This is a genomic window from Luteithermobacter gelatinilyticus (assembly GCF_005849285.1).
Lineage (GTDB): Bacteria > Pseudomonadota > Alphaproteobacteria > Sphingomonadales > Emcibacteraceae > Luteithermobacter > Luteithermobacter gelatinilyticus.
The window spans coordinates 2,611,946-2,636,485 of the sequence record NZ_CP040517.1 but is presented as its reverse complement, the minus strand read 5'-3'; the positions used below and the strand labels follow the sequence as shown (position 1 = coordinate 2,636,485).

Annotated in this window: 26 protein-coding genes; 17 read left to right on the top strand and 9 right to left on the bottom strand. The window is 54.5% G+C overall.

Annotated elements, in window-relative coordinates:
* Nucleotide 1 precedes the first annotated feature (1 nt).
* The 4 genes from FE788_RS11845 to FE788_RS11830 are packed head-to-tail and all read left to right on the top strand — an operon-like array spanning nt 2 to nt 2,961.
* Complete coding sequence (locus FE788_RS11845; protein ID WP_138380835.1) at nt 2-529, top strand: MotA/TolQ/ExbB proton channel family protein; 528 nt, start codon at nt 2-4, stop codon at nt 527-529.
* Nucleotides 530-539: 10 nt separating this feature from the next.
* A complete protein-coding gene (locus tag FE788_RS11840; protein WP_138380834.1) occupies nt 540-944 on the top strand; it encodes an ExbD/TolR family protein in 405 nt (134 codons plus the stop codon).
* Nucleotides 941-1,546 (top strand): energy transducer TonB, encoded by a 606-nt coding sequence (locus FE788_RS11835; protein WP_138380833.1) that lies wholly within the window; start codon nt 941-943, stop codon nt 1,544-1,546. The genes FE788_RS11840 and FE788_RS11835 overlap by 4 nt, the downstream gene beginning before the upstream one ends.
* A gap of 14 nt (nt 1,547-1,560) precedes the next feature.
* Entirely contained in the window at nt 1,561-2,961 is a 1,401-nt protein-coding gene (locus tag FE788_RS11830) for a tetratricopeptide repeat protein (protein WP_138380832.1), read from the top strand.
* A gap of 245 nt (nt 2,962-3,206) precedes the next feature.
* Here the strand turns inward: FE788_RS11830 and FE788_RS11825 are convergent, their stop codons facing one another.
* The gene (locus FE788_RS11825; RefSeq protein ID WP_138380831.1) at nt 3,207-3,692 is read right to left on the bottom strand and encodes a hypothetical protein; all 486 of its coding nucleotides are present in this window, start codon (nt 3,690-3,692) and stop codon (nt 3,207-3,209) included.
* 198 nt (nt 3,693-3,890) lie between these two features.
* Between FE788_RS11825 and FE788_RS11820 the strand changes: the two genes are divergently transcribed.
* Complete coding sequence (locus FE788_RS11820; RefSeq protein WP_138380830.1) at nt 3,891-5,132, top strand: EAL domain-containing protein; 1,242 nt, start codon at nt 3,891-3,893, stop codon at nt 5,130-5,132.
* A gap of 218 nt (nt 5,133-5,350) precedes the next feature.
* Here the strand turns inward: FE788_RS11820 and FE788_RS11815 are convergent, their stop codons facing one another.
* Together FE788_RS11815 and FE788_RS11810 are read right to left on the bottom strand one after the other, a co-directional pair.
* Nucleotides 5,351-6,388 (bottom strand): protein phosphatase CheZ, encoded by a 1,038-nt coding sequence (locus FE788_RS11815; protein WP_138380829.1) that lies wholly within the window; start codon nt 6,386-6,388, stop codon nt 5,351-5,353.
* Entirely contained in the window at nt 6,388-6,774 is a 387-nt protein-coding gene (locus FE788_RS11810; protein ID WP_138380828.1) for a response regulator, read from the bottom strand. The genes FE788_RS11815 and FE788_RS11810 overlap by 1 nt, the downstream gene beginning before the upstream one ends.
* Before the next feature lie 267 nt (nt 6,775-7,041).
* Between FE788_RS11810 and FE788_RS11805 the strand changes: the two genes are divergently transcribed.
* The 7 genes from FE788_RS11805 to FE788_RS11775 all read left to right on the top strand — a co-directional run bounded on the left by FE788_RS11805 (nt 7,042) and on the right by FE788_RS11775 (nt 15,302).
* The gene (locus FE788_RS11805; protein ID WP_138380827.1) at nt 7,042-7,473 is read left to right on the top strand and encodes a MaoC family dehydratase; all 432 of its coding nucleotides are present in this window, start codon (nt 7,042-7,044) and stop codon (nt 7,471-7,473) included.
* 81 nt (nt 7,474-7,554) lie between these two features.
* Nucleotides 7,555-8,553, top strand: coding sequence for a bifunctional riboflavin kinase/FAD synthetase (locus FE788_RS11800; RefSeq protein ID WP_138380826.1), 999 nt, complete (start codon nt 7,555-7,557; stop codon nt 8,551-8,553).
* Between the two features lie 152 nt (nt 8,554-8,705).
* A complete protein-coding gene (gene ileS / locus FE788_RS11795) occupies nt 8,706-11,567 on the top strand; it encodes an isoleucine--tRNA ligase (RefSeq protein WP_138380825.1) in 2,862 nt (953 codons plus the stop codon).
* Entirely contained in the window at nt 11,567-12,076 is a 510-nt protein-coding gene (gene lspA / locus FE788_RS11790) for a signal peptidase II (protein ID WP_138380824.1), read from the top strand. The genes ileS and lspA overlap by 1 nt, the downstream gene beginning before the upstream one ends.
* A gap of 70 nt (nt 12,077-12,146) precedes the next feature.
* A complete protein-coding gene (locus FE788_RS11785) occupies nt 12,147-12,362 on the top strand; it encodes a DUF3035 domain-containing protein (protein ID WP_168190397.1) in 216 nt (71 codons plus the stop codon).
* Nucleotides 12,363-12,462: 100 nt separating this feature from the next.
* On the top strand, nt 12,463-13,878 hold the full coding sequence (locus tag FE788_RS11780; RefSeq protein ID WP_210413956.1) for a M16 family metallopeptidase: 1,416 nt from the start codon (nt 12,463-12,465) through the stop codon (nt 13,876-13,878).
* On the top strand, nt 13,875-15,302 hold the full coding sequence (locus tag FE788_RS11775) for a M16 family metallopeptidase (protein ID WP_138380823.1): 1,428 nt from the start codon (nt 13,875-13,877) through the stop codon (nt 15,300-15,302). Before FE788_RS11780 ends, FE788_RS11775 begins: the two co-directional genes overlap by 4 nt.
* A 22-nt stretch (nt 15,303-15,324) precedes the next feature.
* Here FE788_RS11775 and FE788_RS14130 read toward each other — a convergent pair whose 3' ends face one another.
* Entirely contained in the window at nt 15,325-15,498 is a 174-nt protein-coding gene (locus tag FE788_RS14130; protein WP_168190396.1) for a hypothetical protein, read from the bottom strand.
* Between the two features lie 241 nt (nt 15,499-15,739).
* Between FE788_RS14130 and mutL the strand changes: the two genes are divergently transcribed.
* A complete protein-coding gene (gene mutL / locus FE788_RS11770) occupies nt 15,740-17,680 on the top strand; it encodes a DNA mismatch repair endonuclease MutL (RefSeq protein ID WP_138380822.1) in 1,941 nt (646 codons plus the stop codon).
* Nucleotides 17,681-17,704: 24 nt separating this feature from the next.
* Here the strand turns inward: mutL and FE788_RS11765 are convergent, their stop codons facing one another.
* From FE788_RS11765 to FE788_RS11755, 3 genes are all read right to left on the bottom strand, one after another.
* Nucleotides 17,705-17,911 carry a hypothetical protein gene (locus FE788_RS11765; protein ID WP_138380821.1) on the bottom strand — a complete coding sequence of 69 codons (207 nt, stop codon included), beginning with the start codon at nt 17,909-17,911 and terminating at the stop codon, nt 17,705-17,707.
* A 98-nt stretch (nt 17,912-18,009) separates the two neighbouring features.
* Complete coding sequence (gene rsmD / locus FE788_RS11760; protein WP_138380820.1) at nt 18,010-18,573, bottom strand: 16S rRNA (guanine(966)-N(2))-methyltransferase RsmD; 564 nt, start codon at nt 18,571-18,573, stop codon at nt 18,010-18,012.
* On the bottom strand, nt 18,570-19,592 hold the full coding sequence (locus FE788_RS11755; RefSeq protein WP_138380819.1) for a pseudouridine synthase: 1,023 nt from the start codon (nt 19,590-19,592) through the stop codon (nt 18,570-18,572). Before FE788_RS11755 ends, rsmD begins: the two co-directional genes overlap by 4 nt.
* A 226-nt stretch (nt 19,593-19,818) precedes the next feature.
* Here FE788_RS11755 and FE788_RS11750 point away from each other — a divergent pair, with 226 nt between their 5' ends.
* The 3 genes from FE788_RS11750 to FE788_RS11740 are packed head-to-tail and all read left to right on the top strand — an operon-like array spanning nt 19,819 to nt 22,295.
* Nucleotides 19,819-20,274 carry a nucleoside deaminase gene (locus FE788_RS11750; RefSeq protein WP_168190451.1) on the top strand — a complete coding sequence of 152 codons (456 nt, stop codon included), beginning with the start codon at nt 19,819-19,821 and terminating at the stop codon, nt 20,272-20,274.
* A gap of 48 nt (nt 20,275-20,322) precedes the next feature.
* A complete protein-coding gene (locus tag FE788_RS11745; RefSeq protein WP_138380818.1) occupies nt 20,323-20,895 on the top strand; it encodes a TMEM165/GDT1 family protein in 573 nt (190 codons plus the stop codon).
* Nucleotides 20,896-20,936: 41 nt separating this feature from the next.
* Nucleotides 20,937-22,295: a mechanosensitive ion channel family protein gene (locus FE788_RS11740; protein ID WP_138380817.1), complete on the top strand. Its 1,359-nt coding sequence runs from the start codon at nt 20,937-20,939 to the stop codon at nt 22,293-22,295.
* A 20-nt stretch (nt 22,296-22,315) separates the two neighbouring features.
* Here FE788_RS11740 and FE788_RS11735 read toward each other — a convergent pair whose 3' ends face one another.
* Both FE788_RS11735 and FE788_RS11730 read right to left on the bottom strand, forming a co-directional pair.
* Entirely contained in the window at nt 22,316-22,546 is a 231-nt protein-coding gene (locus FE788_RS11735; protein ID WP_138380816.1) for a hypothetical protein, read from the bottom strand.
* A 15-nt stretch (nt 22,547-22,561) separates the two neighbouring features.
* Nucleotides 22,562-23,716: a Na/Pi symporter gene (locus FE788_RS11730; RefSeq protein ID WP_138380815.1), complete on the bottom strand. Its 1,155-nt coding sequence runs from the start codon at nt 23,714-23,716 to the stop codon at nt 22,562-22,564.
* A gap of 292 nt (nt 23,717-24,008) precedes the next feature.
* Here FE788_RS11730 and FE788_RS11725 point away from each other — a divergent pair, with 292 nt between their 5' ends.
* Nucleotides 24,009-24,455: a helix-turn-helix domain-containing protein gene (locus tag FE788_RS11725; protein WP_138380814.1), complete on the top strand. Its 447-nt coding sequence runs from the start codon at nt 24,009-24,011 to the stop codon at nt 24,453-24,455.
* The last annotated feature ends 85 nt before the right edge of the window (nt 24,456-24,540 follow it).

Genomic DNA, 24,540 nt, shown 5'->3' with positions numbered 1-24,540 from the left:
CATGATGCCCCTGATGGATGCATTGGAAGCAGTCCGGGATTTTATGGAGCGGGGAGGCCCGATCCTGACCTGGATCTTCCTGGTCATCTTGCTGATGTGGGGCCTGGTTTTCGAACGTCTGATCTATTTCAAGACCGGACATCGTAAGCAAGTGAATGAAGTTATGGGAACCTGGGAAGCTCGCGCTGAGCGAACTTCCTGGTTCGCCCATAAAATTCGCGAAGCCATGATCAGTCAAGTGACCATGGATCTGAGAGGACCCTTGCCTTTGATCAAGACATTGGTGGCGGTTTGTCCGCTGATGGGTCTTCTTGGAACCGTAACCGGAATGATTGAGGTCTTTGATGTGATGGCGATTTTGGGAAGTGGTAACGTCCGGGCAATGGCCGCGGGGGTATCCAAAGCCACAATTCCCACTATGGCCGGAATGGTCGGTGCCCTGTCGGGCGTGTTTGCTTCCAGCTATCTGGAGAACCGCGCCAATAAGGAAGCCGAACTTCTTGAAGACCATTTGACAATGGATCACTAAGAGGACAGGTATGCGTAAACATTCTTCTGCAAAAAGCGGGGATGAAGCAGCTATCGATATGACACCGATGCTCGACATCGTGTTTATCATGCTCATCTTCTTTATCGTGACGGCCTCCTTTATCAAGGAAGCCGGGATCGACGTAGACCGTCCTCTGTCCGCAACAGCCCTCAAGCAGGACAAGGCAAACATCATGATTGCCGTTAGCGACACAAATGAAGTCTGGATGCAGAAACGTCGGGTCGACGTGCGTGCTATCCGGGCCAATGTGGAGCGCCTGAGGGCTGAAAACCCGGAAGGAAGTGTGGTGATTCAAGCTGACAAGGATGCCAAATCCGGCATAGTCATGGACGTCGTGGATGCGGTTCGTCAGGCTGGTGTCACGGATTATGTGGTATCGACGAGAGAACAATGATTGCAAGATATACAGTCTCATTTGCCTTTGCCGCTCTCATCACCTTCATGCTCTTCTTTGCGATGCAGCTGCTGATTGCCACCGGTAAAAAAGCGCTGACAGGCACAGGGGAAAAGATCCGTGTTGAGATCGCCGAGGTACGAAAAGCTCAGGAAGTTGAGCAGAAAATTCGTAAACCCGACAAGCCGGAAGAGGTGGAAGCCCCTCCGGAAACTCCTGAAATCCAGATGGATACCAATCTCAGTAACGTGAATACCGGAATCGAAATCGGTAATGCGCCGGTTTCCGCAGAAGTGCAAGTTGCCGGGACGGGCGGATTTGCCGCCAGCGACGGGGATTACCTGCCGATTGTGAAAGTGGCGCCGGTTTATCCACGCCGTGCTGCGGAGCGGGGAATTGAAGGATATGTGATCCTGGAATTCACCGTGACCAAACACGGTACTGTCACGGATATCCGTGTGGTTGAAAGCACAAGTTCCCTGTTCAACAGGGCGGCCATCAAGGCGGCCGAAAAGTTCAAATACAAGCCCAAAGTGGTGGATGGCGAGCCGGTTGATGTGGCCGGGGTTCTGCATAAAATCACCTTCGAGCTTGAGAAGTAAGCGGAGAGTGCGTAATGACGACCTTTAGCAAATTTACGAAAACTCTAATTTCCGCTACGGCTCTTGCCGGTGTATTGGCTGTGTTTCCGTTGGCTTCTGTGTCAACGGACCGGGCCTATGCGGCCGAAGAAGAAAGCAAATACGCCAATCGTAAAACACGCAAGACTCCGGCCTTGCGCGAAAAAGTCTACAAAGTGCTGGGTAAGGCGCAGGAATTTGCCGATGCCGAAAACTGGGTCGAAGCCAACAAGGTGCTTGAAGACGGCCTGGGTCAGAAACTGGACAGTCTCAACAGTTATGAACGGGCCCAGTATTACAACTTCAAAGGTTTTCTGGCCTACAGCCAGGAAAAATATAACGAAGCCATTGCTGCCTATCAGAATGTGCTGAGACAGGAAAATCTGCCTCCCGCCATGGAGGATAATATGATTTACACGCTGGCTCAGCTCTATTTTGTGAAGGAGGATTACCAGAAGTCCATCGACTATATGAACCGGTGGATGGAATACCAGGAGGCCCCCAGCGAACAGGCGCTGATTCTTCTTGGCCAGGCCTATTATGCCTTGGGGGATAAGAAGAACGATCTGTCCTATTACCGCAAGGGTATCCCCTATATTGAACAGGCCATCAGCCTGTATGAGGAAAAGGGGAAAGAACCCAAGGAAAACTGGTATCTGCTTCTGCGGGTCATGTATTTCGAGTTGAAGGAATATCAGAAAGTGACCGATATTCTGGAATTGCTCGTGACCAAATGGCCCAAGAAGGAGTACTGGATCCAGCTTGCGGGCATGTATGGCGAACTGACCAATGAACCGGGGCTGAGCGCGGCCGAGAAAAAAGAGCTGGAGAAAAAACAGCTCACCGTTTATGAGCTTGCGCATCGCCAGGGACTGTTGGAGAAAAACAGCGAACTGGTGAATATGTCCCAGTTGTTTCTGTATCACGAAATTCCCTATAAAGCCGCCAAGGTCCTGGCTGAGGGGCTGAAAAAGGGGCTGGTGGAACAGAACAAGAAAAACTGGGAGTATCTGTCTCAGGCTTATATCAACAGCCAGGAGATGCGCAAGGCTCTGGAGCCTTTGAAAAAAGCGGCTGAGATGTCCGGAGACGGCAATCTCTATATGCGCCTGGGTCAGGTTTACATGCAGCTCGACGATTATGAAAATGCGACCAAATATATCGGTCTGGCCCTTGATAAAGGGGGCTTGAAACGACCCGATACGGCGCATGTGGTTCGCGGCATGGCCTATTTCAATATGGGCGAGCTGGAAAAAGCCCGCCAGGAATTTGTCAAGGCCAAGAAATATGACCGTAGCCGCAACATGGCCAATAAATGGATTTCCTACCTGTCAAAAGAGGCCAAACGTCTCGCCGACATCAAGGAATTCCTGGGCGAAGACAAGCGCAAAAAGTAATACCTCTTTTTCAAGAGGCTGAATTTCCAAAACAAACAGACAGGGCGGTTTTCCGCCCTGTTTTTTTGCCCCCTCCTTTTTTCAAGATGAGAATCGGTAATGTTATATGAATGGCGTCGTGTGCGCTAGCGATGACAACAGAACAACGTCATTGCGGGCCCCTAAAGGGACATGGCGATCCAGATGTTGCGGCCCTTTAGGGCTTAGAGTGAAGTGTGAATAGGTTGACCCATTCACACTTCACTCTATTGATCGTTTTGGTCTTTCTTTTTCTGATTTTTAAGGTCTTCGGTGACGTCGATGATGCTGTCAATCAGGCAGTAGTTCCCGGCCCGCGAAACGATATGATCAAACCCCGAACACAGCCGGCCGGTAGAGGTGCGATAGCTGAAGGAACCGTGAAACGCCAGTGAATAACAGGTATTGAGTAACGTGACCCGTTTGACTTTTCCGCCATACATATAAAACAGAATGGTCTGGTTATCCACAACACGGGTTTGTCGGATCCGGCGGACATTTAGGCATCTTTCTTCGCGGCGTACGGTTTCCGCTTCCGAAGAGGAGGAAGAGGGGTCCTTGGCGGGTGGGTCCTTGGCAGGGATGTCTTTGGTTGGTGTATCTTGGGCGAAGGTTTTATCTGGTGTCATCAGTGTCCCAAAGACCAGCCCGCAGAGCCCGGCCAGAAGAACAACGCTCAGTACTGTGGGGCGATAAGAACACGTGATTGTCATATACTTTGGGCTCTTCCTGAAGACTTTGTGGTGTTTGTCTATTTCTTCACAAAGCTTGATCGGTAATTTATACTATTCTATCGTATCTTAACCGCAAGTGAATAATACAGCCTGTCCAGAGGAGGGAACCGGGGGGATAAGAATCCTGGCCCCAAGTCAACGGTCAGAAACACCCGGTTATACTAAACAGGAACACAAATGAACGTGCTGGCCCATATCCTGATTACTGCGTCTTACGCGATTATTGCTTTTTTTTGTGCATTGCTTGTTCCTGATCTTCTCGGTCCTGACCTTATCGGCCGTCTCGGTCCGTCCGCGCCGCTTGTTTTGGGGGGGCTTATTTTTTTGCTGGGGGTTCAGCTCCATGTGGCCTATGTCTGGCGCCAGGGACGTCAGGATATGGCGAACCGCATGTTGGCGCTGCATCAGGATTATCAGATGAGTCTCGACAAGCTGGAACATTTGGAAAATGATGTGGGCCGGCTGGAAAAACAGCTCTCCCAGACGGATTACAGCCGCAATGCCGAAATTATTTCTGAGATGCGGGTGTTGCAGACTCTGCTAAACCAGGTGGTCCAGAAGTCCGGAAAATCCCTGGCCGAACGGCTTGAAGCAGAGGAGCGGCGACAGAATAGGGCGGAGCAAGAAAGCATCGGCGCCGTGTCGCTCCCTCGCCATTTTGCCGAGGCCGAGCGCAATGAGGAAGAAATCCTCAAGATCATGCATCATGCGTTGGAGGATAATCGGGTGGATCTGTACCTTCAGCCGATTGTGGCTTTGCCGGCGCGCCGGGTGGTGTATTTTGAGGCCTATTCCCGGGTGCGCGATGACCATAATAATGTGATTTTTCCCAATCAGTATCTTAAACTTGCCGAAGACAGCGGTTTGGTGGGGACACTGGACAATCTGCTGCTATTTCGCTGTATTCAGGTAATCCGGCGTCTGGGGCCGCGCCGGCCGGGATTACGGTTTTTCTGTAACATCTCTTCCGTGTCCCTGAATGATCAGGAATTTTTTCCGCAGTTTATTGATTTTATGTTGGAAAATCAGGAGCTTGCAGATCGCTTGGTGTTTGAATTTGCCCAACAGGACGTGATACGTCACACGCCCGAGGTGGAACGTAGCCTGGTGGCGCTGGGCCGGCGGGGATTCAGGTTTTCCATGGATCATGTCATTGACACCAATATTGACCTGGCGGATCTGGCCTCACGATATTTTCGTTATATCAAGCTCAAACCGGCTTTGCTTCTTGATGAGAAGGGCGACATTCATCCGCAGGATCTGAAAGAAGCCTATGCCCGTTTTGACATTGATTTGATTATTGAAAAAATCGAGGAGGAGCGGGAGATCCTTGAAATCCTAGATTATGGCATGGATTATGGCCAGGGATATCTGTTCGGGGAACCCCGGCTCAGCAGCGAACTTTCCATGTCGTTATAGGAACCTTCCGGTCTTGCTTAACCATATTTTGACCGGAAAATCTTTGACCGGAAAATCTTTGGCCGGAAAATCTTTGAAATGAATTCTGATGAGAGGAACGCGTTCCAGGCTAGGGATCGCCACACCCCTTTCCCAAGATATATGGCCCAAGATATATGGCAGGGGTTCGCGATGACGCATTCAGTAATGCGCCAATACACTGGAATTCCCACCAGAGGTTATCCGAACAAGGCGTCGATGTCGGCCTGAGTGGTCTTGTCCGATGATTTGACATCAAGCGCCACTTCAGCATTTTCTTCATATTTGGGCGGGGCGACGCGCTTTTTGGCCGGTTTCGGCGGCGGCGCCGCTGGGGCTGGCGCCGTTGCCGATGGCTCGGCGAACAGGGCATCAATATCATCGGGGTCCAGATTTTCAGGCAGGTCCTCGGTAACGGCGTCGCTCGCCGGGGAGGCCGTTTTTTGGGAAGTTTGGGCCTGGGAAGTTTGGACCTGAGTTGACTCGGCATCGGCCGCGGGAGCGGTCGTTGCGCTACTCTGCTCCGCCGGTTCTGGCGTTTCGGCATCCTCGCCGCCTGCGGTCTTTGTGGGGGGCTTGGAGGCTGAAGTGTCCTCCATTAGCGCATCCACTTCTGTCTGGTCAATGCCTTCTCCTTCCAACGCGGGACCATGCAGTAAGGCTTTGTTCTCATCCTCTTCCTCTGGGGGCGATGTATTTTCGGCATGTTTTTTCAGGTCTTCTTCCTGAATCCCGAGGATATTGATCAGCCTGTCGATCCGGTTTTCCACATATTCCAGGGTGCGGACCACCTTGCTGATGCGCTGGCCGGTAATGTCCTGAAAAGAACAGGCCTCGAAAATTTTCATGACGGCGTCATGGACGGTGGCTTGGAAGGCTTCCGGATCATCGGTTTCTGCGGACATGATGGCTTCGGCAGATTCCATGATGATATGGGTGGCGTTTTCGGTTTGCTGAACGATCGCTTCCAGTTCCTGGCCAGCGCGGGGAATCTGGGCGCTGTCGGAATGGTCAGGGGACAGGGAAGCGATTTCAGCCCGCGCATCATTGATGTAATCCGCCAGAGACTGACATTCCTGATACAGCGTGAGGTCGATTGACCGGAAATAACTTTCCAGCGAGCGCATCAGAACTTCGGTGAGGGCAGCAACATCCGGCAGGGAGACCGGTTGGTGGTCGCCACGTCTCAAACGATCCACTAGCGGCCCGATATGATCCGGCAAAAGCCCCGATGCCATCAGAATTCTCCGAGCACTGAAACCAGTTTCTGTTTCAAGGTCGCCGCATTGAACGGTTTGACAATGTAATTGTTCACGCCGGCTTTTTTCGCCGCGATTACATTGTCGGTTTTTGATTCGGCGGTCACCATGATAAAGGGGACGGATTTTAGCATTTCATCCGCACGCACCTCTTTCAGGAGCTCATATCCGGTCATCGGTTCCATATTCCAGTCCGAAATCACCAGACCGTAATTCTTGGCACGCATCTTGTTCAGCGCTTCAGAACCGTCGCTGGCCTCGTCCACATTCTGAAAACCCAGCTGTTTCAAAAGGTTTCTGATAATCCGCAGCATGGTCTTGTAATCATCTACGATCAGGATTGGCATTGACTTGTCTACAGCCATTCTTTTTCCCCGCTCTTGCAGCAAATAAGTTGGAACTTTTTACAAACTAACTTTTTACACATTCACTTTTTACATAATTTAGGGGGCTGGCGCACAGTGCCGGCCCTTTCGGCTTAAGTTAGCCTCTGGGGTTAAAAAAAAAGTTAATGAAACTGAATGCTTCCGTTTTTTTTCAAATTGGGATATGGTGCAGCGCAAAAAAATCCTGTTCGAGGTCCGTTGAGATGACTTCAGGGACAGAAACTTAAGCTATTAAAGGAGTTTGTCATGTCTGATGTGGTCATCAACTATCTTGAGGACCTGAAAGAAGGGCAAAGCAGCAGCCTCAGCAGGACAATTACCGATGCCGATATTACCCTGTTTGCCGGGATCACGGGGGATACGAACCCTTTGCATATTGATGAAGAATATGCCAAAACCACCATATTCGAAGGCCGTATTGCGCACGGTATGTTGACCGCCGGCCTGCTGTCGGCTGTCTTGGGAACCCGCCTTCCGGGTCCGGGCGCCATCTACCTGTCCCAAAATATGACCTTCAAGGCACCGGTCAGAATTGGCGATACGGTCCATGCGACGGTTACAGTGGAGGAAGTGGTTGTGAGCAGAAAGCGGGTGCGGTTATCCTGTGTATGTCGGGTGAACGATACGGTGGTTATGGAAGGCGAAGCCCAATTGATGGTGCCGAGCCGGCCGGCCTGATCGGATCGGGGACCCGTGAAAGAGAACCCCGTGAACAAAACCCGTGACTCAAACAAGGGATAAGGACGAAGCTTTACCGCGATGAAGATTTTCAGGCATTACACCAACCTTCCCGATGCCTGCAAGGGTTCGGTCATTGTGCTGGGCAATTTTGATGGATTTCACAAAGGCCATCAGAAAGTCATCGCTGAGGGGGGGCGAGTGGCCCGGGACATGCGTACCACTTTGTCGGTTCTGACTGTGGAACCGCATCCCCGTCTGTTTTTTAACCCTGAACAGCCCGACTTTCGTCTGACCTCGTTTCGCACCAAGGCCCACCTGATGGAACAGTTTGGGGTGGATTTCCTGTTCACCCTGCCCTTTGACCGGGATTTCTCGCGCATTCTGGCCCAGGACTTTGTGACCGAGATCCTGCTGAAGGAAATTGGCGCCCTGCATGTGGTGGTCGGTTACGATTACCGTTTCGGCGCCGGTCGCGGCGGGGGGGCGGAAGTGTTGAGCTGGCTCAGTGAGATGGAACAGTTCGGACTGACCATTGTGGAACGGGTGATGGAGGGCGATCATATCTATTCTTCCACTAATATTCGCCACAGCTTGCGTGAGGGGCAGGTGCGCATTGTGGCCGATCGTCTGGGGCACTGGTGGCATGTGGAAGACCATGTGCGCAAAGGTGACCAACGTGGGCGGACCATTGGCTTTCCGACGGCGAACCTGTCTATGGAGGGGTATATCAAACCAAAATTCGGGGTGTATGCGGTCCGTATGCTGATTCCCGGGGAAGGGCCCGGCGGGAGGGAGGAGCGCATTCTTGACGGCGTGGCCAATGTGGGACGGCGACCCACTTTCAACAAGAAGGATGTGACCCTGGAGGTGCATCTTTTTGACTTCAAAGAAGATATCTATGAAATGCCGGTCAAGGTGGAATTTGTCGAATTTATCCGTGAAGAGCGCAAATTTGATGGTCTGGAGGCGCTGAAGGCTCAGATTGCCCAGGATTGCGATGTCGCCCGGATGTTACTGGCCAAACCGGAAAACCAGCATGATTTCATTCCGCCGCCGCGTCTGGAAGATTATCTTTGAACAGGGGATCGGGGAAATATCGGCCTCAAGAGGCAGATAACCGCGAAAAAGGCTCGACAGCCGGGAGCTTCCCTTGCTACAAAGTGGCAATTTTCCGCCTTGGGAAGTAAGCAGGATATTTATTTACTCACAGTAGATATGAAAAGTGCGTCATGACCAGAGATTACCGTCCTTCGATCTTTTTGCCGGTGACGGATTTCCCCATGAAGGGGAATCTGCCCAATCGTGAACCGGGCTGGCTCGCCCGTTGGCAGACCATGGACATTTATGGCCGGCTGCGCGAGAAAAGCAAGGACAGGGAGCAGTTTATCCTACATGATGGTCCGCCCTACGCCAACGGTAATATCCATATCGGTCACGCCTTGAACAAGATTCTCAAAGACGTGATTGTGCGCGCGCGGCAGATGTCCGGCTATAACGCGGTCTATGTGCCGGGCTGGGATTGTCATGGCCTGCCCATTGAATGGAAAATCGAGGAAAAATACCGCAAAAAGAAAAAATCCAAGGACGAGGTGCCGTTGGTGGAATTCCGGCGGGAATGTCGGGAGTTTGCCGCAAAATGGATCGACGTGCAACGTGAGGAATTTAAACGGCTGGGCATTTTCGGGGATTGGGATAATCCTTATCTCACCATGGATTACGCCGCCGAAGCACAGATCGTGCGTGAATTACACAAATTTCTCATGAATGGCAGCCTTTATCGCGGTTCCAAACCGGTCATGTGGTCGGTGGTGGAAAAAACCGCGCTGGCCGAGGCGGAAGTGGAATATCACACTCATACCTCGCATATGGTGGATGTGGCGTTCCCGGTGGTGAAACCTTCCCTGGCGGAATTGGAAGGTGCTGATATCGTCATCTGGACCACGACGCCCTGGACCCTGCCGGGCAACCGGGCCATCGCCTATGGCGCGGAGATCGACTATGTGGTGATCGAGGTGGCTGGCGTGGCTGAAGACAGCCGGGTCCGCTCCGGGCGGCGCCTTGTGGTGGCCGAAGCGCTTCTGGAGGAGATGAGGGGCCGCTGCGGCATCACTGAATTCACCACGCTGACCCGGTTCAAAGGGGCGGCGCTGGAGGGCAGCGTCTGCCATCATCCCTGGCATGGCAAGGGGTATGATTTTGATGTACCGCTGTTGCCGGGGGCGCATGTGACGACGGAGGCGGGGACCGGGTTTGTCCATACCGCCCCGGGTCATGGCCAGGAAGACTATGAGGTAGGACTGGAATTCGGTCTTGAGGTGCCGTTCACGGTGGATGACGGCGGCCGGTATTATGATCATGTGCCGCTTTTTGCTGGCGACCATGTGTTCAAGGTGCATGATCGGGTGTGTGAGGAACTGGAAAAGGTTGATGCGCTGCTGGCGCGAGATACGTTGGAACACAGCTATCCCCACAGCTGGCGCTCCAAGGCGCCGCTGATTTTCCGCAACACGCCGCAGTGGTTTATCTCGATGGAGACCAACGGGTTGCGCGACAAGGCGCTGAAGGCTATTGGTGAGGTCCGCTGGATCCCTGACAGCGGGGAACGGCGGATTACCGCTATGGTGGAAAGTCGTCCCGACTGGGTTATCTCCCGCCAGCGCGCCTGGGGCGTGCCCATTGCGGTGTTTGTCAACAAACAAAGTGGCGAGCTGCTCAGGGACGAGGCGGTCAACGCCCGCATTGCCGAGGCGGTGGCGGCGGAAGGGGCCGATGCCTGGTTTGACAGTGACCCGTCCCGCTTTTTGGGCAATGACTATGCGGCCGAAGAGTATGAGCAGGTTATGGATATTCTGGACGTATGGTTTGATTCCGGTTCCACACACAGTTTTGTCCTGGAAGACCGCGAGGACTTACGCAGCCCCGCAGATCTCTATCTGGAAGGCACCGACCAGCATCGCGGCTGGTTCCAGTCGTCTCTTCTGGAAAGCTGCGGCACCCGGGGCCATGCGCCCTACAAGGCGGTACTGACCCACGGCTTTACGCTGGATGAAAAAGGCATGAAAATGTCCAAGTCACTGGGCAACGGCATTGAACCGCAGGCAGTGGTCAAACAGTACGGCGCGGATATTCTGCGCTTGTGGGTGACGTCCACCGATTATTTCAATGATCATCGTATCGGCGAAAACATCATCAAGGGACAGGTGGAAGCCTATCGCAAGATCCGCAACACCTTGCGGTTTCTGCTCGGTAATCTCGCGGGGTTCGAGGAGACGGAGCGCCTGTCGGTTGCGGAAATGCCGGAACTGGACCGTTGGGTTCTGCATCGTCTGAGCGAGCTGGACGCTCTGGTGCGGGATTGTGTGGAAAATTACAATTTCCACCGAATGTATAATGCGCTGTATAATTTCTGTATCGTTGACCTTTCGGCGTTTTATTTCGATATTCGCAAGGATGCGCTGTATTGCGATGCCCGCGCTTCCGCCCGACGGCGGGCAGCGCGGACGGTACTGGATGCGATTTTCCACTGCTTGACCCGTTGGCTGGCCCCGATCCTGGTGTTTACCGCCGAAGAGGTCTGGCAGGCGCGTTTCCCCGATGAGGCGGACAGTGTGCATTTGAAGGAATTTTATCCCGTTCCCGCCGATTGGCACGATGCGGCGCTGGCGGAAAAATGGGTGAAAATCCGGCACTTGCGCCGGGTCGTGACGGGCGCGCTGGAAGTGGAACGGCGCGAAAAGCGCATTGGTTCCAGCCTGCAGGCGGCGGTCCGGGTCTATGTGGATGATCCGGCCTATGGCGCGGCGCTGGAAGGGGTTGATCTGGCGGAGCTCAGCATCACATCGGCGGCCGAACTGGTCCTGGAGGCCGCGCCGGAAGGCGCCTTCCGTCTTGAGGATGTGGCCGGTGTGGCGGTGGTATCGACGCTGGCCGAGGGACAAAAATGCGAACGCTGCTGGCAGGTGCTGCCCGAAGTGGGCAACCTTCCTGGTCATGAGGATATCTGCGGGCGCTGTGCCGAGGCGGTGGAGGCCTTGGATATCGACCTTCCTGAAAAAGAGGCTGCAGCCGCCCAAAATGGTGGAAAAGGCTGATGTTTATCCGGGGGGTCGCATTGGCTCTGGCCGTGTTTCTGATCGACCGGGCCAGCAAATGGTGGTTCCTGGATATTTTCCGCCTGCCGGAAAAAGGGGTGGTGGAAATCCTGCCGGTCTTTAATGTGGTTATGGTATGGAATCGGGGGGTGAGCTTTGGATTGTTCAGCGCCGAAAGCGATACCGGACGCTGGGCACTGGTGGCTTTGACCAGCGCCATTGTGCTGGCGTTGCTGTTTTGGCTCAAATCCGTGCCGTCTCGTCTCGCTATGGTGGCAATAGGGCTTGTCATTGGCGGCGCATTGGGTAACATTTACGACCGGGTCGTGTTTGGGGCCGTAGCGGATTTTTTCCAGTTCCACTGGGGAGACTGGTCTTTCGCCATTTTTAATGTGGCGGATGCGTTTATCTCCACCGGGGCCGCCCTTTTGGTGTGGGATGCCTTTTTCCGGCAGGGGACCACGGGCCGAAAGAAACACGATACGGAAAACGGGACGAAACAAAAGTGACGCAGGACAGTCGCGATGACGTCCCGAAGGTGATACCGGGGCGGAAAAATGTGTGAAAGGGAATTGATCTGTGACGAATAAACTTCTTTTGAGTGGGGCGGCATTTATGGTGATGCTTCTGGCAGCTTGCAGCGGCAAGGATGCGCCCGATGAGTTTCTGGTTCTGCGCAATCCGGCATTGGTTGTCCCGCCGGAATATCATTTGCGCCCGCCGGGGGACGATACGGAAGTCTCCGGCACCTATACGCCTGAACAACTGGCCCGGCAGGCGCTTTTCGGGCGTTAGGGTATACCCCCGCGGCAATGCCTCTTTATTGCTTCGTCATGTTTCCTTCCCTTTTTGCTCTCTTTGCAGAAGGGGACGGAAAAACATCAAGGAGAAAACAGTGACTGATTTTTGGGCTGGTCGGGGCATTTTGATAAAGCACTGTTTTTTCACCTGTGTGATGCTGGTCCTGATCTTTGCCGCGCCGGCTGTGCGGGCCGACGGGACGGAGATCGAAAGTTTTGTTCTCGATAACCATATGCAGGTGGTGGTGATCCCCGATCACCGGGCGCCCATTGTCACCCATATGGTCTGGTACCGGGTGGGCGCGGCGGATGACCCTGAGGGGCAGTCGGGCCTTGCTCATTTCCTGGAGCATATGCTGTTCAAGCGCACCAAAACCCTGCCCGAGGGGGAATTTTCCCGCATTGTCGCCCGCAACGGTGGCCGGCATAATGCTTTTACCTCGGCGGATTATACCGGTTATTACCAGACGGTGGCAGCAGACCGTCTGCCGCTGATGATGCAGCTGGAAGCGGACCGCATGGTCAACCTGGAACTGGATGAGCAGGATGTGCTGTCGGAGCGGGACGTGGTGTTGGAGGAACGCAGCATGCGCATCGACAACCAGCCTTTGGCCTTGCTGCGGGAAAAAATGGCAGCGGCTTTGTTTGAAGAACATCCTTACGGCATTCCGATTATCGGCTGGCGGCGGGAGTTGGAAAAACTGTCGTTGGAAAATGTGCGGGAATTTTACCGAAAATATTACAATCCGGCCAATGCCATCCTCATTGTGGCAGGGGATGTTACCCCGGATCAGGTCAGGGCGTTGGCCGAAAAATATTACGCACCAATTCCCGGTACCCCTGTTCCGGAACGCCGCCGGCCCCCGGAACCCGCGCAAGAGGCCGCCCTCAGGGTGGAGCATCGCGACGAACGGGTGCAGCAGCCTACCTGGATCCGCAGCTATCATGCGCCTAGCTATAGCGCGGGCGCTTCTCATCATGCCCCGGCTCTGGATGTTCTGAGTGGCCTCCTGGGATCGGGGACCACCAGCCTTTTATACCAGAAACTGGTGGTGGAACAGAAGATTGCGGTGGCGGCAGGCAGCAATTATAACGGCACTTCATATGATCCGGATACCTTCCTGCTTTATGCCATTCCCCGGCCCGGTCTTGCCGAAACCCCGGAAGAAGCCCTGAAAATTGTGGAACAGGCGGTGGATCAGGTGATTGCTGAATTTCTGGCCGACCAGACAGACCCGGGTATGTGGGCCGAAGATTTGAAACGGGTGAAGACCCGCCTGGTGGCGGAGGCTGTCTATGCGCGCGACAGCATCAGCACCATGGCGCAGATTTACGGTCAGGCGCTGACCACCGGCAGCACGATTGAAGACGTACAAAACTGGCCGCAAAGCATCCGGACGGTGACCCCGGAAGATGTTCGGGCCGCGGCCGGGTATGTGCTGGATCTTCGTAAATCCGTCACCGGGCTGTTGCTGCCCGCCGATGGGGCGCAAACGGGAGAAACCCCATGAGCATCATGAAACCCTTGATGAATCCTCTGATGAATTCCTTGAAAAATTCATCACGCCTTGTCCTGGTGATTGGGGGAGTGATTGGGGGGCTCCTGGGCCTGTTTCTTGTGCCGGCGCGGGCCGATATTCCCGTGCAAAAAGTGATTACCCCGTTGGGGATCGAAGCCTGGCTTGTGGAGAACCACACTATCCCGCTGATCAGCATGAAATTCGCCTTCCAGGGGGGCGAGGTGCGCGATCCGGTTCACAAGCAAGGGCTTAGCACCATGGTGGCGGCGCTTCTAGATGAAGGGGCAGGCGATATGGATGCGCGAGCATTCCAGACGGCCCTGGAAAACAAAGCCATCAAGTTGGGCTTCTCGTCACGGCGTGAACGTCTTGAAGGATCGCTAAAAACCCTGAGCGAAAATCGCCATGAAGCTTTTCGTCTTTTATCCCTGGCGCTGAACGAACCGCGGTTTGATCAGGACGCCATTGAACGTATCCGCCAGCAAATGTTGACCATCCTGATTCGCAAACAGGAAGATCCAGGGAGCATTGCGAGTAAAATTTTCCGCGAGATGGTCTATCCCGAACACCCCTATGGCCGCGATGGCGACGGGACCAAAGACACCATTCGTGCGCTCACGCGGGACGATCTGGTGGCTTATCGGGAAGAGCGCCTGACCCGGGACCGCTTGGTGATCGGCGTGGTAGGGGATATTACGGCGCAGGAACTCGCCGAGCTTCTGGATCTGGCGTTTGGTCGGCTGGCGGATGAGGCGATTGATGGGTACCTTCAGGATGTGAAGGCAAAGACTCCCGGTGCTGTGTATCTGCACCGTCACCCGGGGCATCAGTCCACCATCCTGTTCGGCCATCAGGGCCTCAAACGGCTGGATCCGGACTGGTATGCGGCTTATGTGATGAATTATATTCTGGGTGGGGGCGGGCTGACATCGCGGCTGGCAGAAAGTGTGCGTGAGGAAAAGGGGCTGGCCTACAGCGTCGGCACCTCTTTTCAGCCCATGGAATATGGCGGGCTATTTATCGGCAGTCTGGGCACCCAGAATGAGCGCGCGACGGAAGCCATTGCCCTTGTGCAGCAGGAAATCCGCAATCTTGTCGAGAATGGGGTGAGTGAAGAGGAACTTCAGGACGCCAAAACCTATCTGACGGGATCCTATGCCCTGAACTTTGCCACCAGCGGCGCCATTGCCAGTCAGTTGATTGGGGCCCAGATTTTAGGATTTGAGCCCAGCTATTTTGCCCGCCGCAATGAATATATCAACAACGTCACCCGCGAACAGATCGGTCGCGTGGCCCGCCGGCTTCTGCATCCTGATCGGCTTTTCTGGGTTGTGGTCGGCGATCCGGCAGGTCTGGATGACCTTCCTCTCACGAAACTGGGGCAGGCCGGTAAGGACGCCGGCGCCGCTCACTAGAGTGAACTGTAAATAGGTTGGCTCAATTCTGTTGGGCCCGGCGGGGGCGGGTGGCCATGAGCCGGGCGCCTTCGATGATCAGCAAAAGCGAACCGGTCGCGGCCAAAATGAATACATGGTCTGCGGAAGGCGTTAAAAAAGTCGCGCTGAGCGCGCCGAGCCCCAGCCCGAAAGTTAGTCCGTGAAAAAGTGTCATGATGATAATCCCCGGTGTCTTCATGTGTCTTGTATCTTCATGTGTCGTGAATAACAAGTCTAGAGTTTCCAAAAAAATTGCCCGTATCTATATGAGCGGAGATTAATTGGGGAATATGTCGCTGAGGTGTCAGAAAAGGGAAAAAGTTGGGGCTATTTTATGGCGCGGTTCCATCTTGTGACTTTTCACTCTAGAATAAACTACAGCAATCAGAAAGAACCGTTGTTCGGGAGAAACTTCATTGAAAATCCGTCGTTTGTCAGAACGCACCATCAACCATATTGCTGCCGGCGAGGTGATTGAACGCCCGGCCAGTGCCGTTAAGGAACTGGTGGAGAATGCCATTGATGCGGGGGCGAAAACCATTGATGTGGTGATGAGCGATGGCGGCCGGACATTGATTTCAGTAACCGATGACGGTTGTGGCATGACGGCAGAGGAGCTTGAGCTGGCGGTGGAGCGTCATGCCACCTCCAAACTGCGTGAAGACGATCTGACCCATATCACCACGATGGGATTCCGGGGAGAGGCGTTGCCCTCCATCGCCTCCGTGGCCCGTTTCAGCTTGATCAGTCGGGCCGAGGGCAGCGAAGAGGCATGGAGAATTGACATTGAAGGCGGGCGCAAATCCCCTCCCGTCCCGGCGGCGTTGAACCGCGGCACCCGGGTTGAGGTGAGGGATCTGTTTTTTGCCACTCCGGCCCGGCTTAAATTCCTGAAAACCGAGCGGACGGAATTTTCTTATGCGTTGGATGTGATCAAGCGGCTGGCCATGGCGCATCCGCAGATCTCCTTTACCTTGTATGATGGTGCCCGGCGGGCCTTTCAGGTCTCCGCCCAACAACCTGACCTTGAGGACAGTCTCGAAAACAATCCGGCAGACAGCCGTTTGCGGCGCTTGTCGGCCATATTGGGCAGCGAATTTGCAGACAATGCCTTGCCGCTTGATGTGACGCGGGAGGATGTGCGCCTTACCGGATATGCGGGCCTGCCCACCTATAACCGGGGCAATGCCCAGCATCAGTACCTGTTTGTCAATGGCCGGCCGGTGAAAGACAAACTTCTGACCGGGGCGGTGCGCGGCGCCTATATGGACTTTCTGGCCCGGGACCGCCATCCGGTTCTGGCGTTGTTTCTGGACATGCCGCCGGAACTGGTGGATGTCAATGTGCATCCGGCAAAGGCTGAGGTAAGGTTCCGCGATAGTGGGTTGGTCCGGGGGTTGATTGTGGGCTCTTTGAAACATGCCCTAGCCGAGGCCGGCCACCGGGCATCCACCACCGTGGCCAGTTCCGCCTTAGGGGCGTTGACGCCGGAAGGGGCGTCTCTTTCGGCACATTCGGGCCGTTACCAGGGCCAGTACGGAACCCGCCATCTGTCCTCTCCTGCGCCACCACCACAGGGAATGTCGGATCAGGCCCAGGCGTTCTACCAGCCTTTGGGAATGCCGGCGGCCGCCGGCCCGCTGCCTGGCCCGTCTCAACAAATGTTGCTGGACCGGGAAAGCCGGGATTTTGCCCCGCCAGTGGGACGCACCGATGCGGGGGGGATCTCGGGACAGGGGGGCGGTTCACCGGACTTGCCGGAACAGGATTATGCACAATATCCGCTGGGTGCGGCCAGGGGCCAGCTTCATGAAACCTATATTGTGGCCCAGACCCGTGACGGCATTGTCATTGTGGATCAGCACGCGGCCCATGAACGGCTGGTTTATGAAAAAATGAAAGCCCATATGGCGGAAAACGGCGTGGCCCGGCAGGCGTTGCTGCTGCCGGAAGTGGTGGAGCTGGATCCGGCGGCGGCCGACAGGCTCTGCGCCCGTCGGGAGGAGCTTGAGGAAATGGGGCTGGTGCTGGAACCTTTCGGGGAAGGTGCCGTGGTGGTCCGGGAAACCCCTGCCCTTCTGGGGGAGGTGGATATCAAGGGGCTGGTGCGGGATCTGGCGGACGATCTGGCGGAACTGGATGAGGCGCTTAGCCTCAAGGAACGGTTGGAAGAGGTGTGCGGCACCATGGCCTGTCACGGCAGCGTACGGGCCGGCCGCCGGCTGACCACCGAGGAAATGAACGCCCTGTTGCGGCAGATGGAAGCCACGCCCCATTCCGGGCAATGCAATCATGGCCGTCCGACCTATGTGGAGCTTAAGCTGGCAGATGTGGAAAAGCTGTTTGGCCGGCGTTAGAGTGAATTTGGGCAAGAAGGAGGGCTATTCCGCGACAGGGCCGGTCGAGGTCGTGCGGGGGGCGTCTCTGATCTCTTCAATGGCGATTTTCAGATGGAGTGCCGCCAGGTCCAGCCCGGCAAGTTCCACCTCCTGGAGAATATAGCTCAGGCAACTGATCAGCCCCCGCCGTTCCAATTCCATGGAACGTTCATAGTCGTTGTGGGAAAAGCGGTTTTTGTCCGTTGTCATCGGGGACTCTTTTATGAGAGTAAAAACACCTAATGCGTGTATTTCCTTCGCGCAGGAGAGTATAAGCTTCCAGGTGTTCCGGATCAAATATATATTTTTCAAAGTTGTGAATGAGGATGGTAGCGAAAAATGGAAACTTTGCTGTCGCCATAGATGCGTTCGCTTATTTTTTCTAAAAATTCATAAAAAACAATATCTTCCTTTGAAGAATATTCTGCAACAATATAGGCGTTTGGGGTTAGCGCCTGTTGAGTGTGCAGATTATCCAATGCCGGTCGCAGCAGATCCCGGTGATAGGGTGGGTCTAGGAAAACCAGAGCGAACGGCCTGTCAGGCCGCTTAATGGAGCAGGCATCTGTACTCTTTACAGTTGTATTTTTTTCTGCCTTGAGCAGGGCGACGTTTTTCTTGAGCAGCCGCAGGGCGCGGGGGTTTTTTTCCACGAAGGTGACATGGGCGGCACCGCGGGACAGGGCTTCCAGCCCCAAAGCTCCGGTTCCCGCAAAGGCATCAAGGACATGACAATCGGCGAAACAGAGGCCCAGAGAATTTTGCAGAAGATTAAACAGGGTCTCCCGCATGCGGTCCGTGGTCGGGCGGATATTTCGGGACTCTGGGGGGGTCAAACGACGTCCCTTGTGTATGCCGCCAATGATTCTCATTTTTTGGTCCTGCTGGTCTTGGCCCCGCCCACCGTTTTGGGTTTTGCAGGGCGTGCCCGGCTGACTCCAGATTCCGTCGTGTATTTTGCTCCGGATTTTTTTGGGGATTTGGGTAAACTCTCCGGTTTTGCGGAAAGCGCGGCGCGGCGTTTGCCCTGGCGACGCGGGTGAGCCTTGGGCTTAGGTTTGGCCCATCCGGCTTTGGGTTTTGGTTTTTCCCGCTGGGGCTCTTCTGGGATCTCGATCCCTCTGGTTTCAAAAAATTCCCGACATTTCAGTTTCAGTTCCGCCTCGGGAATCTCCACCACCTGGCCCCGGGTCATCCGCCCCAGGTCGAAGGGACCGTAACGCAGACGGATGAGGCGGGTGACCTTTAGTCCGGCGTATTCCAGAAGTTTACGGACCTCGCGGTTTTTACCTTCGCGAAGGCCAATGGTTAGCCAGATGTTGGAGGTTTCCGCCTGCTCGGGGATTTCGATATCCACTTCCCGATAGACCACCCCGTCAATAGTCACCCCAGCGCGGATTTCCTCCAGCCGTTTTTGATTGGGCCGGCCATGGGCGCGCACCTTATATTGCCTCAGCCAGCCGGTATCCGGTAATTCCATCCAGCGGCTCAATTCCCCGTCATTGGTGAGCAGCAGCAGACCTTCGGTGTTGATGTCGAGACGGCCCACGGAAATCACCCTGGGCATATGCTCGGGCAGCGCCTGAAAAATGGTGGGGCGCTCTTCGGGGTCGAAATAGCTGGTCACCCGTCCCGCAGGTTTATGGTATTTCCACAAGCGCGGCGGTTCCGGTTCCCTGACTTTTTCACCGTCTACGGTAATGCCCTGCACCGATGTCACCAAAGTGGCGGGTGTGGTGACCAGTTTGCCGTTGAGCCGGACCATGCCGGCCTCGATCATGCGTTCCACGGCCCGGCGCGAGCCGACCCCAGCCCGCGCCAGCAGCTTAGCGATGCGTTCCGGTTTGGCGGTGGGAGTTGAGGGACTCGAAAGATCCGGTTTGTCGCTCATGGTAAAACCTTGTCCATTGGGGTAACACTTTGTCCATTGGGGACGCGTCGGGGGATATTGGCCCTAAATAATATCAGTAAATACTCTCCGAGGCATACTATCAGAGCTGCGATGTAGAGGGAAATACGGCAAAAATCAATCTCTTCTTCAATGAAACTTGGCCTTGGAATCTTGGCTTTGGAATCTTGGCCTTGACCTTTGGCACCGGAATGCGCATGGTCCGGACATGATTCTGAAAACCACATATATGGACAAGGCGCTGGCAGAAGCGCGGCGGGCCGCCCAACACGGGGAAGTGCCCGTGGGCGCGGTGATCGTGCATGGGGCGACGGGAAAAATACTGGCCGCGGCGTCCAACCGGGTGATTCTGGACCGGGATCCCACGGCCCATGCGGAGCTTCTGGCCATTCGCGCGGCATGCCGGATGCTGGGCAGCGAACGGCTTGTGGATTGTGATCTTTATGTCACGCTGGAACCCTGCCCCATGTGTGCCCAGGCAATCAGTTTTGCCCGCCTGCGGCGCCTTTATTACGGGGCGAGTGATCCCAAGGGCGGCGGGATAGAACATGGCCCACGCATTTTTCATCGGCCGACGTGCCATCACCAGCCGGAGATTTATGGGGGGATTGGCGAAAAGCAGGCGTCAGCATTGCTAAAGGCGTTTTTTCAGGATCGCCGGTAACGGCGGGATTCTATTTTGGGGGATTTCTCAACAGGAATATGGTTTAAAATGGATGCGTTACTGACTTCGACCTTCTCTGTCGCTCTTGCCGAAATTGGCGATAAGACACAATTATTGTCCTTGGTGCTTGCCACCCGATTTTCCAACCGTATCGGGCTGATCGCCGGGATATTCCTGGCCACCGTCATTAACCATGCGCCTTCGGCATGGTTTGGAGAGCTTATTGCCGGTCTGATTTCGGTGGAGCTATTGTCCTGGATCGTGGGGGGAAGTTTCCTGTTGATGGCTGGCTGGTTGCTGATCCCAGACCATGAGGATGAGGAGGAGAGCCGGTTTATGGCATATGGTGCTTTTTTAGCCAGTCTGATCTTGTTCTTTATTGCGGAAATCGGGGATAAGACCCAGGTGGCGACGGTCTTGCTGGGCGCGCGGTATGAGCCCTTGGGAGCGGTGGTTGTTGGCAGCACACTGGGCATGATGATCGCCAATGTGCCCGTGATTTACGCCGGCAACTGGCTGATGCAGCGCCTGCCGCTCAACGCCGCGCGCTGGGGCGCCAGCCTGCTGTTTGTCGGAATCGGGCTGTGGACGCTCCTGGAAGGGCAGAAGATGCCCTTCTGATATTCTTTTACATCTCTGGCGGGAAAAGCTAAACTTCGCCTATGGAAGAATTATTTATAAAGGGGCAGGAAATTCTGGACAGTCTCGTCCTGTGGATGGATGAGCGGGTTCTGACCTATACCATTCTGGCGCAGTTGGGCATCGTTCTGTTTTTGTGGCTGACCAGCACCGGCATTGTATTCTGGCTCAAACCCCTGGTGAAAAAACTCTGGGGGGACAAAATCATCTATCAGAAACTCGAAGCCCGTTACCTCAATCCGCTATATCTGCCGATCTTCTGGCTTCTGTTGTTGCAAATTGCCCAGGCCGTCATGCGAGTCCAGGCCTACCCCGATGATGTGGTGCGCATTGCCATCAGTCTCTTGTCAGCCTGGATTGTGATCCGGCTGGCGACCAATCTCATTCGGAACAGGGAAATTGCCCGGCTGGTGCGGGTGTTTGTGTGGCTCCTGGTGGCGCTCAATATTGTCGGTTGGCTGGAACCGGTTATGGCGGTGCTGGAAAATACCCGTTTTTCTCTGGGCGGGGCGGAAGTCAGCGTGTTGGGCATTATTACCGGCATGATCACGTTGCTGGTGTTGATCTGGATCGGGGTGTTTCTGTCCGGGCTGATGGAAAACTGGTTGCGCAAGGTGCCGACGGTGACCCCTTCGGCCCGGGTGTTGCTGGGAAAACTGACCAAGATTCTGCTGGTGTCCATCGCCTTCTTGGTGGCGCTCAGCAGCATGGGGATCGACCTCACGGCGCTTGCGGTGTTTGGCGGGGCGATCGGTGTGGGGCTGGGCTTTGGCCTGCAAAAGGTGGTATCCAACTTTATTTCCGGGGTGATCTTGCTGTTGGACCGATCCATCAAGCCCGGCGATGTGATTGAAGTGTCCGGTACCTATGGGCGGATCGACAAACTGGCCGCCCGTTATACGTCGGTCATTTCCCGGGACGGGCGGGAGTTCCTGGTGCCTAACGAAGACATGATCACCCAACCGGTGATCAACTGGACCTATACCAATAGCGAGGTGCGCCGCCACTTACCGGTGGGCGTTTCCTATGCCTCGGATCTGGACCGGGCCATGGAGCTGATGCTGGAAGCGGCCCATGAAGTGCCGCGGGTGTTGAAAATGCCGGCCCCGACGGTGCAGGTGAAGGGATTTGGGGACAGCTCCATTGACCTGGAGCTCAGGATCTGGATCCGCGACAGCGAACAGGGCGTGAGCAATGTGGCCAGCGATGTGAACTACCTGATCTGGAAAAAATTCTCCGAAGACCCCAAAGTCGAAATGCCGTTCCCACAACGGGACATTCACATCGTCTCCGCCCAGGGGTTGAAGGATCAGGTGCAGGACGCCATTCGCGAAGCGATGCATAACGGGGATAAGGATCAGCCGAACCGGGCTGGAGAGTAACCCCAGGTTCCTGAATTACATCAGCTCTTCTTCATTTCCTTGAACAGGGCGGTAAGGAAAGTTTTAAGGCTTGCCATGCGATGTTCGGCCTCGTTCATGTGATCTTCGAGATGCTCCACCTCCTCATGCTGATTGGCCAGTTTGCGGCGCTTGAGTTCCTCCTTCATCATGGCCAGCATTTCTTCGGTATCTGCAATCATTTTTTTTAGTTTCTTGTTGGACAGGGAACTCAGGTCTTTCTCAATCATCATTCACTTCCCTTAAAGTTAGAAAAACCGGTACAGCAGGACCAATAGGCCCGGGACAACAAAAAACACCATCAAGAGATACAGAATAGCATAAATTTTGTTTTCCGTGGAGATCCGGGCGAGCCACATGGCCCCGGCCCGGGGCAGTTTTCTCAATGGGGTAATGCCGTAGATCAGGACCACTGAGGCGATGTTGAAACAAAGATGCACCAGGGCAATCTGCAGGGCATATACTGCCAGAGGGCCAACGGCGCCGGTTGCGGCCAGAAGGGCCGTGATGGTGGTGCCGATATTGGCACCAAGGGTGAAGGGATAAATCTGTTTCAGGCGGAACACACCACTCCCGGCGAGCGGTACCATCAGGCTGGTGGTTGTGGAAGAAGACTGCACAAGGACGGTGATGATCGTTCCGGAAAAGATACCGGTCAGAGGCCCCCGGCCGATGGCGGCATGCAGGATTTTTTTGGCCCGCCCCACCATCAGTTTCTTAAGCACCCTGCCGATCCAGGTGATGGCCAGGAAAATGATACCGATGCCGATGAAAATCAACACGATCGGCCCCAGTTCACCGGAAATGAAATGGGCGGCATTGCTCACCTCATTAATGACAGGTTTGGTCAGGGGTTTGATGAAATTAAAACCCTTGACGCTCATATCATCTCCGCCGACCATCATACCGGCAAGCAGGGCCCCGGCCTTTTCCAGAAAGCCGAACATGATTTCCAGGGGCAGGAATATTGCCACCGCCATTACGTTAAAGAAATCGTGTATGGTGGCAGCGGCAAAGGCGCGGCGGAATTCCTTTTTCTTGCGCACATGGCCGAGGCTGACAATGGTGTTGGTGATGGTGGTGCCGATATTGGCTCCCATGATCATGGGCACGGCGGTTCCCACCGGCAGACCGCCGGCCACCAGACCGACAATAATCGAGGTAACGGTAGATGAAGACTGGATCATGGCGGTGGCAATCACCCCGATAATCAGGCCCATGAAGGGATTTGTGGCAAAGGCAAACAAGTCTTCCGCATGCCCTTTTGTGGCGCCTTTGAAGCCTGATCCGATCATGCCTACAGCGCAGATCAGCATATAAATCAGAAAAAACACAAACAGCCAGTGCAGGAGGCGCTGGCCGTAATTCTCAGTTGTTTCCCCCACCACAGGTGCTTCTGTCATGCAAAACCCCGGCGTTTCAGAATTTTTCAGAATCGTTCGGGCGCATAATTTCACGCCCGTCATGAAAATGCAACAAAACTGTCACGAATTGTGTAGAGAGGCGAAGGTTTATGCATCGTATCAGCAGACCTATTGAAAGGGGTTCTGGAATAAGGTTTGAGTTTCATTTATTTCGATTGTTTTGCTTGTTTTGTTTGTTGCGGTTATTTCGATTATCATGTATAATGTCTTTCATTAAAGTGCTCTGAGATTGTCAGAGCGATCTGTTTCGTCCGACAAGGGAGTGTTAATAATGGTTGGTATCATGCCTGTATTGCCGGATGACAAAGAAAGAAAAATCGCGACGGAAAACAGTCGTCGTCTTGCCCGCTTTCTGGACCGGGAAGAAGGAATTCGTGTCGAAATTGCAGAAGATCATCGCGAAACGATTATTCTTCCCCGTCAGGCCGTACGTCTGCTGGTCGACATTATGACATATATGGCTCAAGGGGATGCGGTGAATATAGTCCCAGTGCATAAGGAGATGACAACTCAGGAGGCCGCGGATTTCTTAAATGTCTCGCGTCCTTTCCTGATCAAACTGCTCGAGCGGGGAGAATTGCCCTATCACAAAGTGGGGACACATCGGCGAATTTTGTTTGGAGAGCTTGTGAAATATAAGAAACGTCGTGATGAAGAAATGGACAAGGCGGCGGATGAATTGGCGGTGCTGTCCCAAGAATTAGGGGTGGATTCATAGATTGGCGTTTGTTGTTGTACTGGATGCATGTGTTTTATATCCATCTGTTTTGCGGGACCTGTTGATCAGGATTTCGCAAACGGGA

Bases quoted from the DNA above. Each gene is read 5' to 3' on its own strand.
- FE788_RS11845 (WP_138380835.1), top strand. From the start codon at position 2: ATGATGCCCCTGATGGATGCATTGGAAGCAGTCCGGGATTTTATGGAG.
- FE788_RS11840 (WP_138380834.1), top strand. From the start codon at position 540: ATGCGTAAACATTCTTCTGCAAAAAGCGGGGATGAAGCAGCTATCGAT.
- FE788_RS11835 (WP_138380833.1), top strand. From the start codon at position 941: ATGATTGCAAGATATACAGTCTCATTTGCCTTTGCCGCTCTCATCACC.
- FE788_RS11830 (WP_138380832.1), top strand. From the start codon at position 1,561: ATGACGACCTTTAGCAAATTTACGAAAACTCTAATTTCCGCTACGGCT.
- FE788_RS11825 (WP_138380831.1), bottom strand. From the start codon at position 3,692: ATGACAATCACGTGTTCTTATCGCCCCACAGTACTGAGCGTTGTTCTT.
- FE788_RS11820 (WP_138380830.1), top strand. From the start codon at position 3,891: ATGAACGTGCTGGCCCATATCCTGATTACTGCGTCTTACGCGATTATT.
- FE788_RS11815 (WP_138380829.1), bottom strand. From the start codon at position 6,388: ATGGCATCGGGGCTTTTGCCGGATCATATCGGGCCGCTAGTGGATCGT.
- FE788_RS11810 (WP_138380828.1), bottom strand. From the start codon at position 6,774: ATGGCTGTAGACAAGTCAATGCCAATCCTGATCGTAGATGATTACAAG.
- FE788_RS11805 (WP_138380827.1), top strand. From the start codon at position 7,042: ATGTCTGATGTGGTCATCAACTATCTTGAGGACCTGAAAGAAGGGCAA.
- FE788_RS11800 (WP_138380826.1), top strand. From the start codon at position 7,555: ATGAAGATTTTCAGGCATTACACCAACCTTCCCGATGCCTGCAAGGGT.
- ileS (WP_138380825.1), top strand. From the start codon at position 8,706: ATGACCAGAGATTACCGTCCTTCGATCTTTTTGCCGGTGACGGATTTC.
- lspA (WP_138380824.1), top strand. From the start codon at position 11,567: ATGTTTATCCGGGGGGTCGCATTGGCTCTGGCCGTGTTTCTGATCGAC.
- FE788_RS11775 (WP_138380823.1), top strand. From the start codon at position 13,875: ATGAGCATCATGAAACCCTTGATGAATCCTCTGATGAATTCCTTGAAA.
- FE788_RS14130 (WP_168190396.1), bottom strand. From the start codon at position 15,498: ATGACACTTTTTCACGGACTAACTTTCGGGCTGGGGCTCGGCGCGCTC.
- FE788_RS11765 (WP_138380821.1), bottom strand. From the start codon at position 17,911: ATGACAACGGACAAAAACCGCTTTTCCCACAACGACTATGAACGTTCC.
- rsmD (WP_138380820.1), bottom strand. From the start codon at position 18,573: ATGAGAATCATTGGCGGCATACACAAGGGACGTCGTTTGACCCCCCCA.
- FE788_RS11755 (WP_138380819.1), bottom strand. From the start codon at position 19,592: ATGAGCGACAAACCGGATCTTTCGAGTCCCTCAACTCCCACCGCCAAA.
- FE788_RS11750 (WP_168190451.1), top strand. From the start codon at position 19,819: ATGATTCTGAAAACCACATATATGGACAAGGCGCTGGCAGAAGCGCGG.
- FE788_RS11745 (WP_138380818.1), top strand. From the start codon at position 20,323: ATGGATGCGTTACTGACTTCGACCTTCTCTGTCGCTCTTGCCGAAATT.
- FE788_RS11740 (WP_138380817.1), top strand. From the start codon at position 20,937: ATGGAAGAATTATTTATAAAGGGGCAGGAAATTCTGGACAGTCTCGTC.
- FE788_RS11735 (WP_138380816.1), bottom strand. From the start codon at position 22,546: ATGATGATTGAGAAAGACCTGAGTTCCCTGTCCAACAAGAAACTAAAA.
- FE788_RS11730 (WP_138380815.1), bottom strand. From the start codon at position 23,716: ATGACAGAAGCACCTGTGGTGGGGGAAACAACTGAGAATTACGGCCAG.
- FE788_RS11725 (WP_138380814.1), top strand. From the start codon at position 24,009: ATGGTTGGTATCATGCCTGTATTGCCGGATGACAAAGAAAGAAAAATC.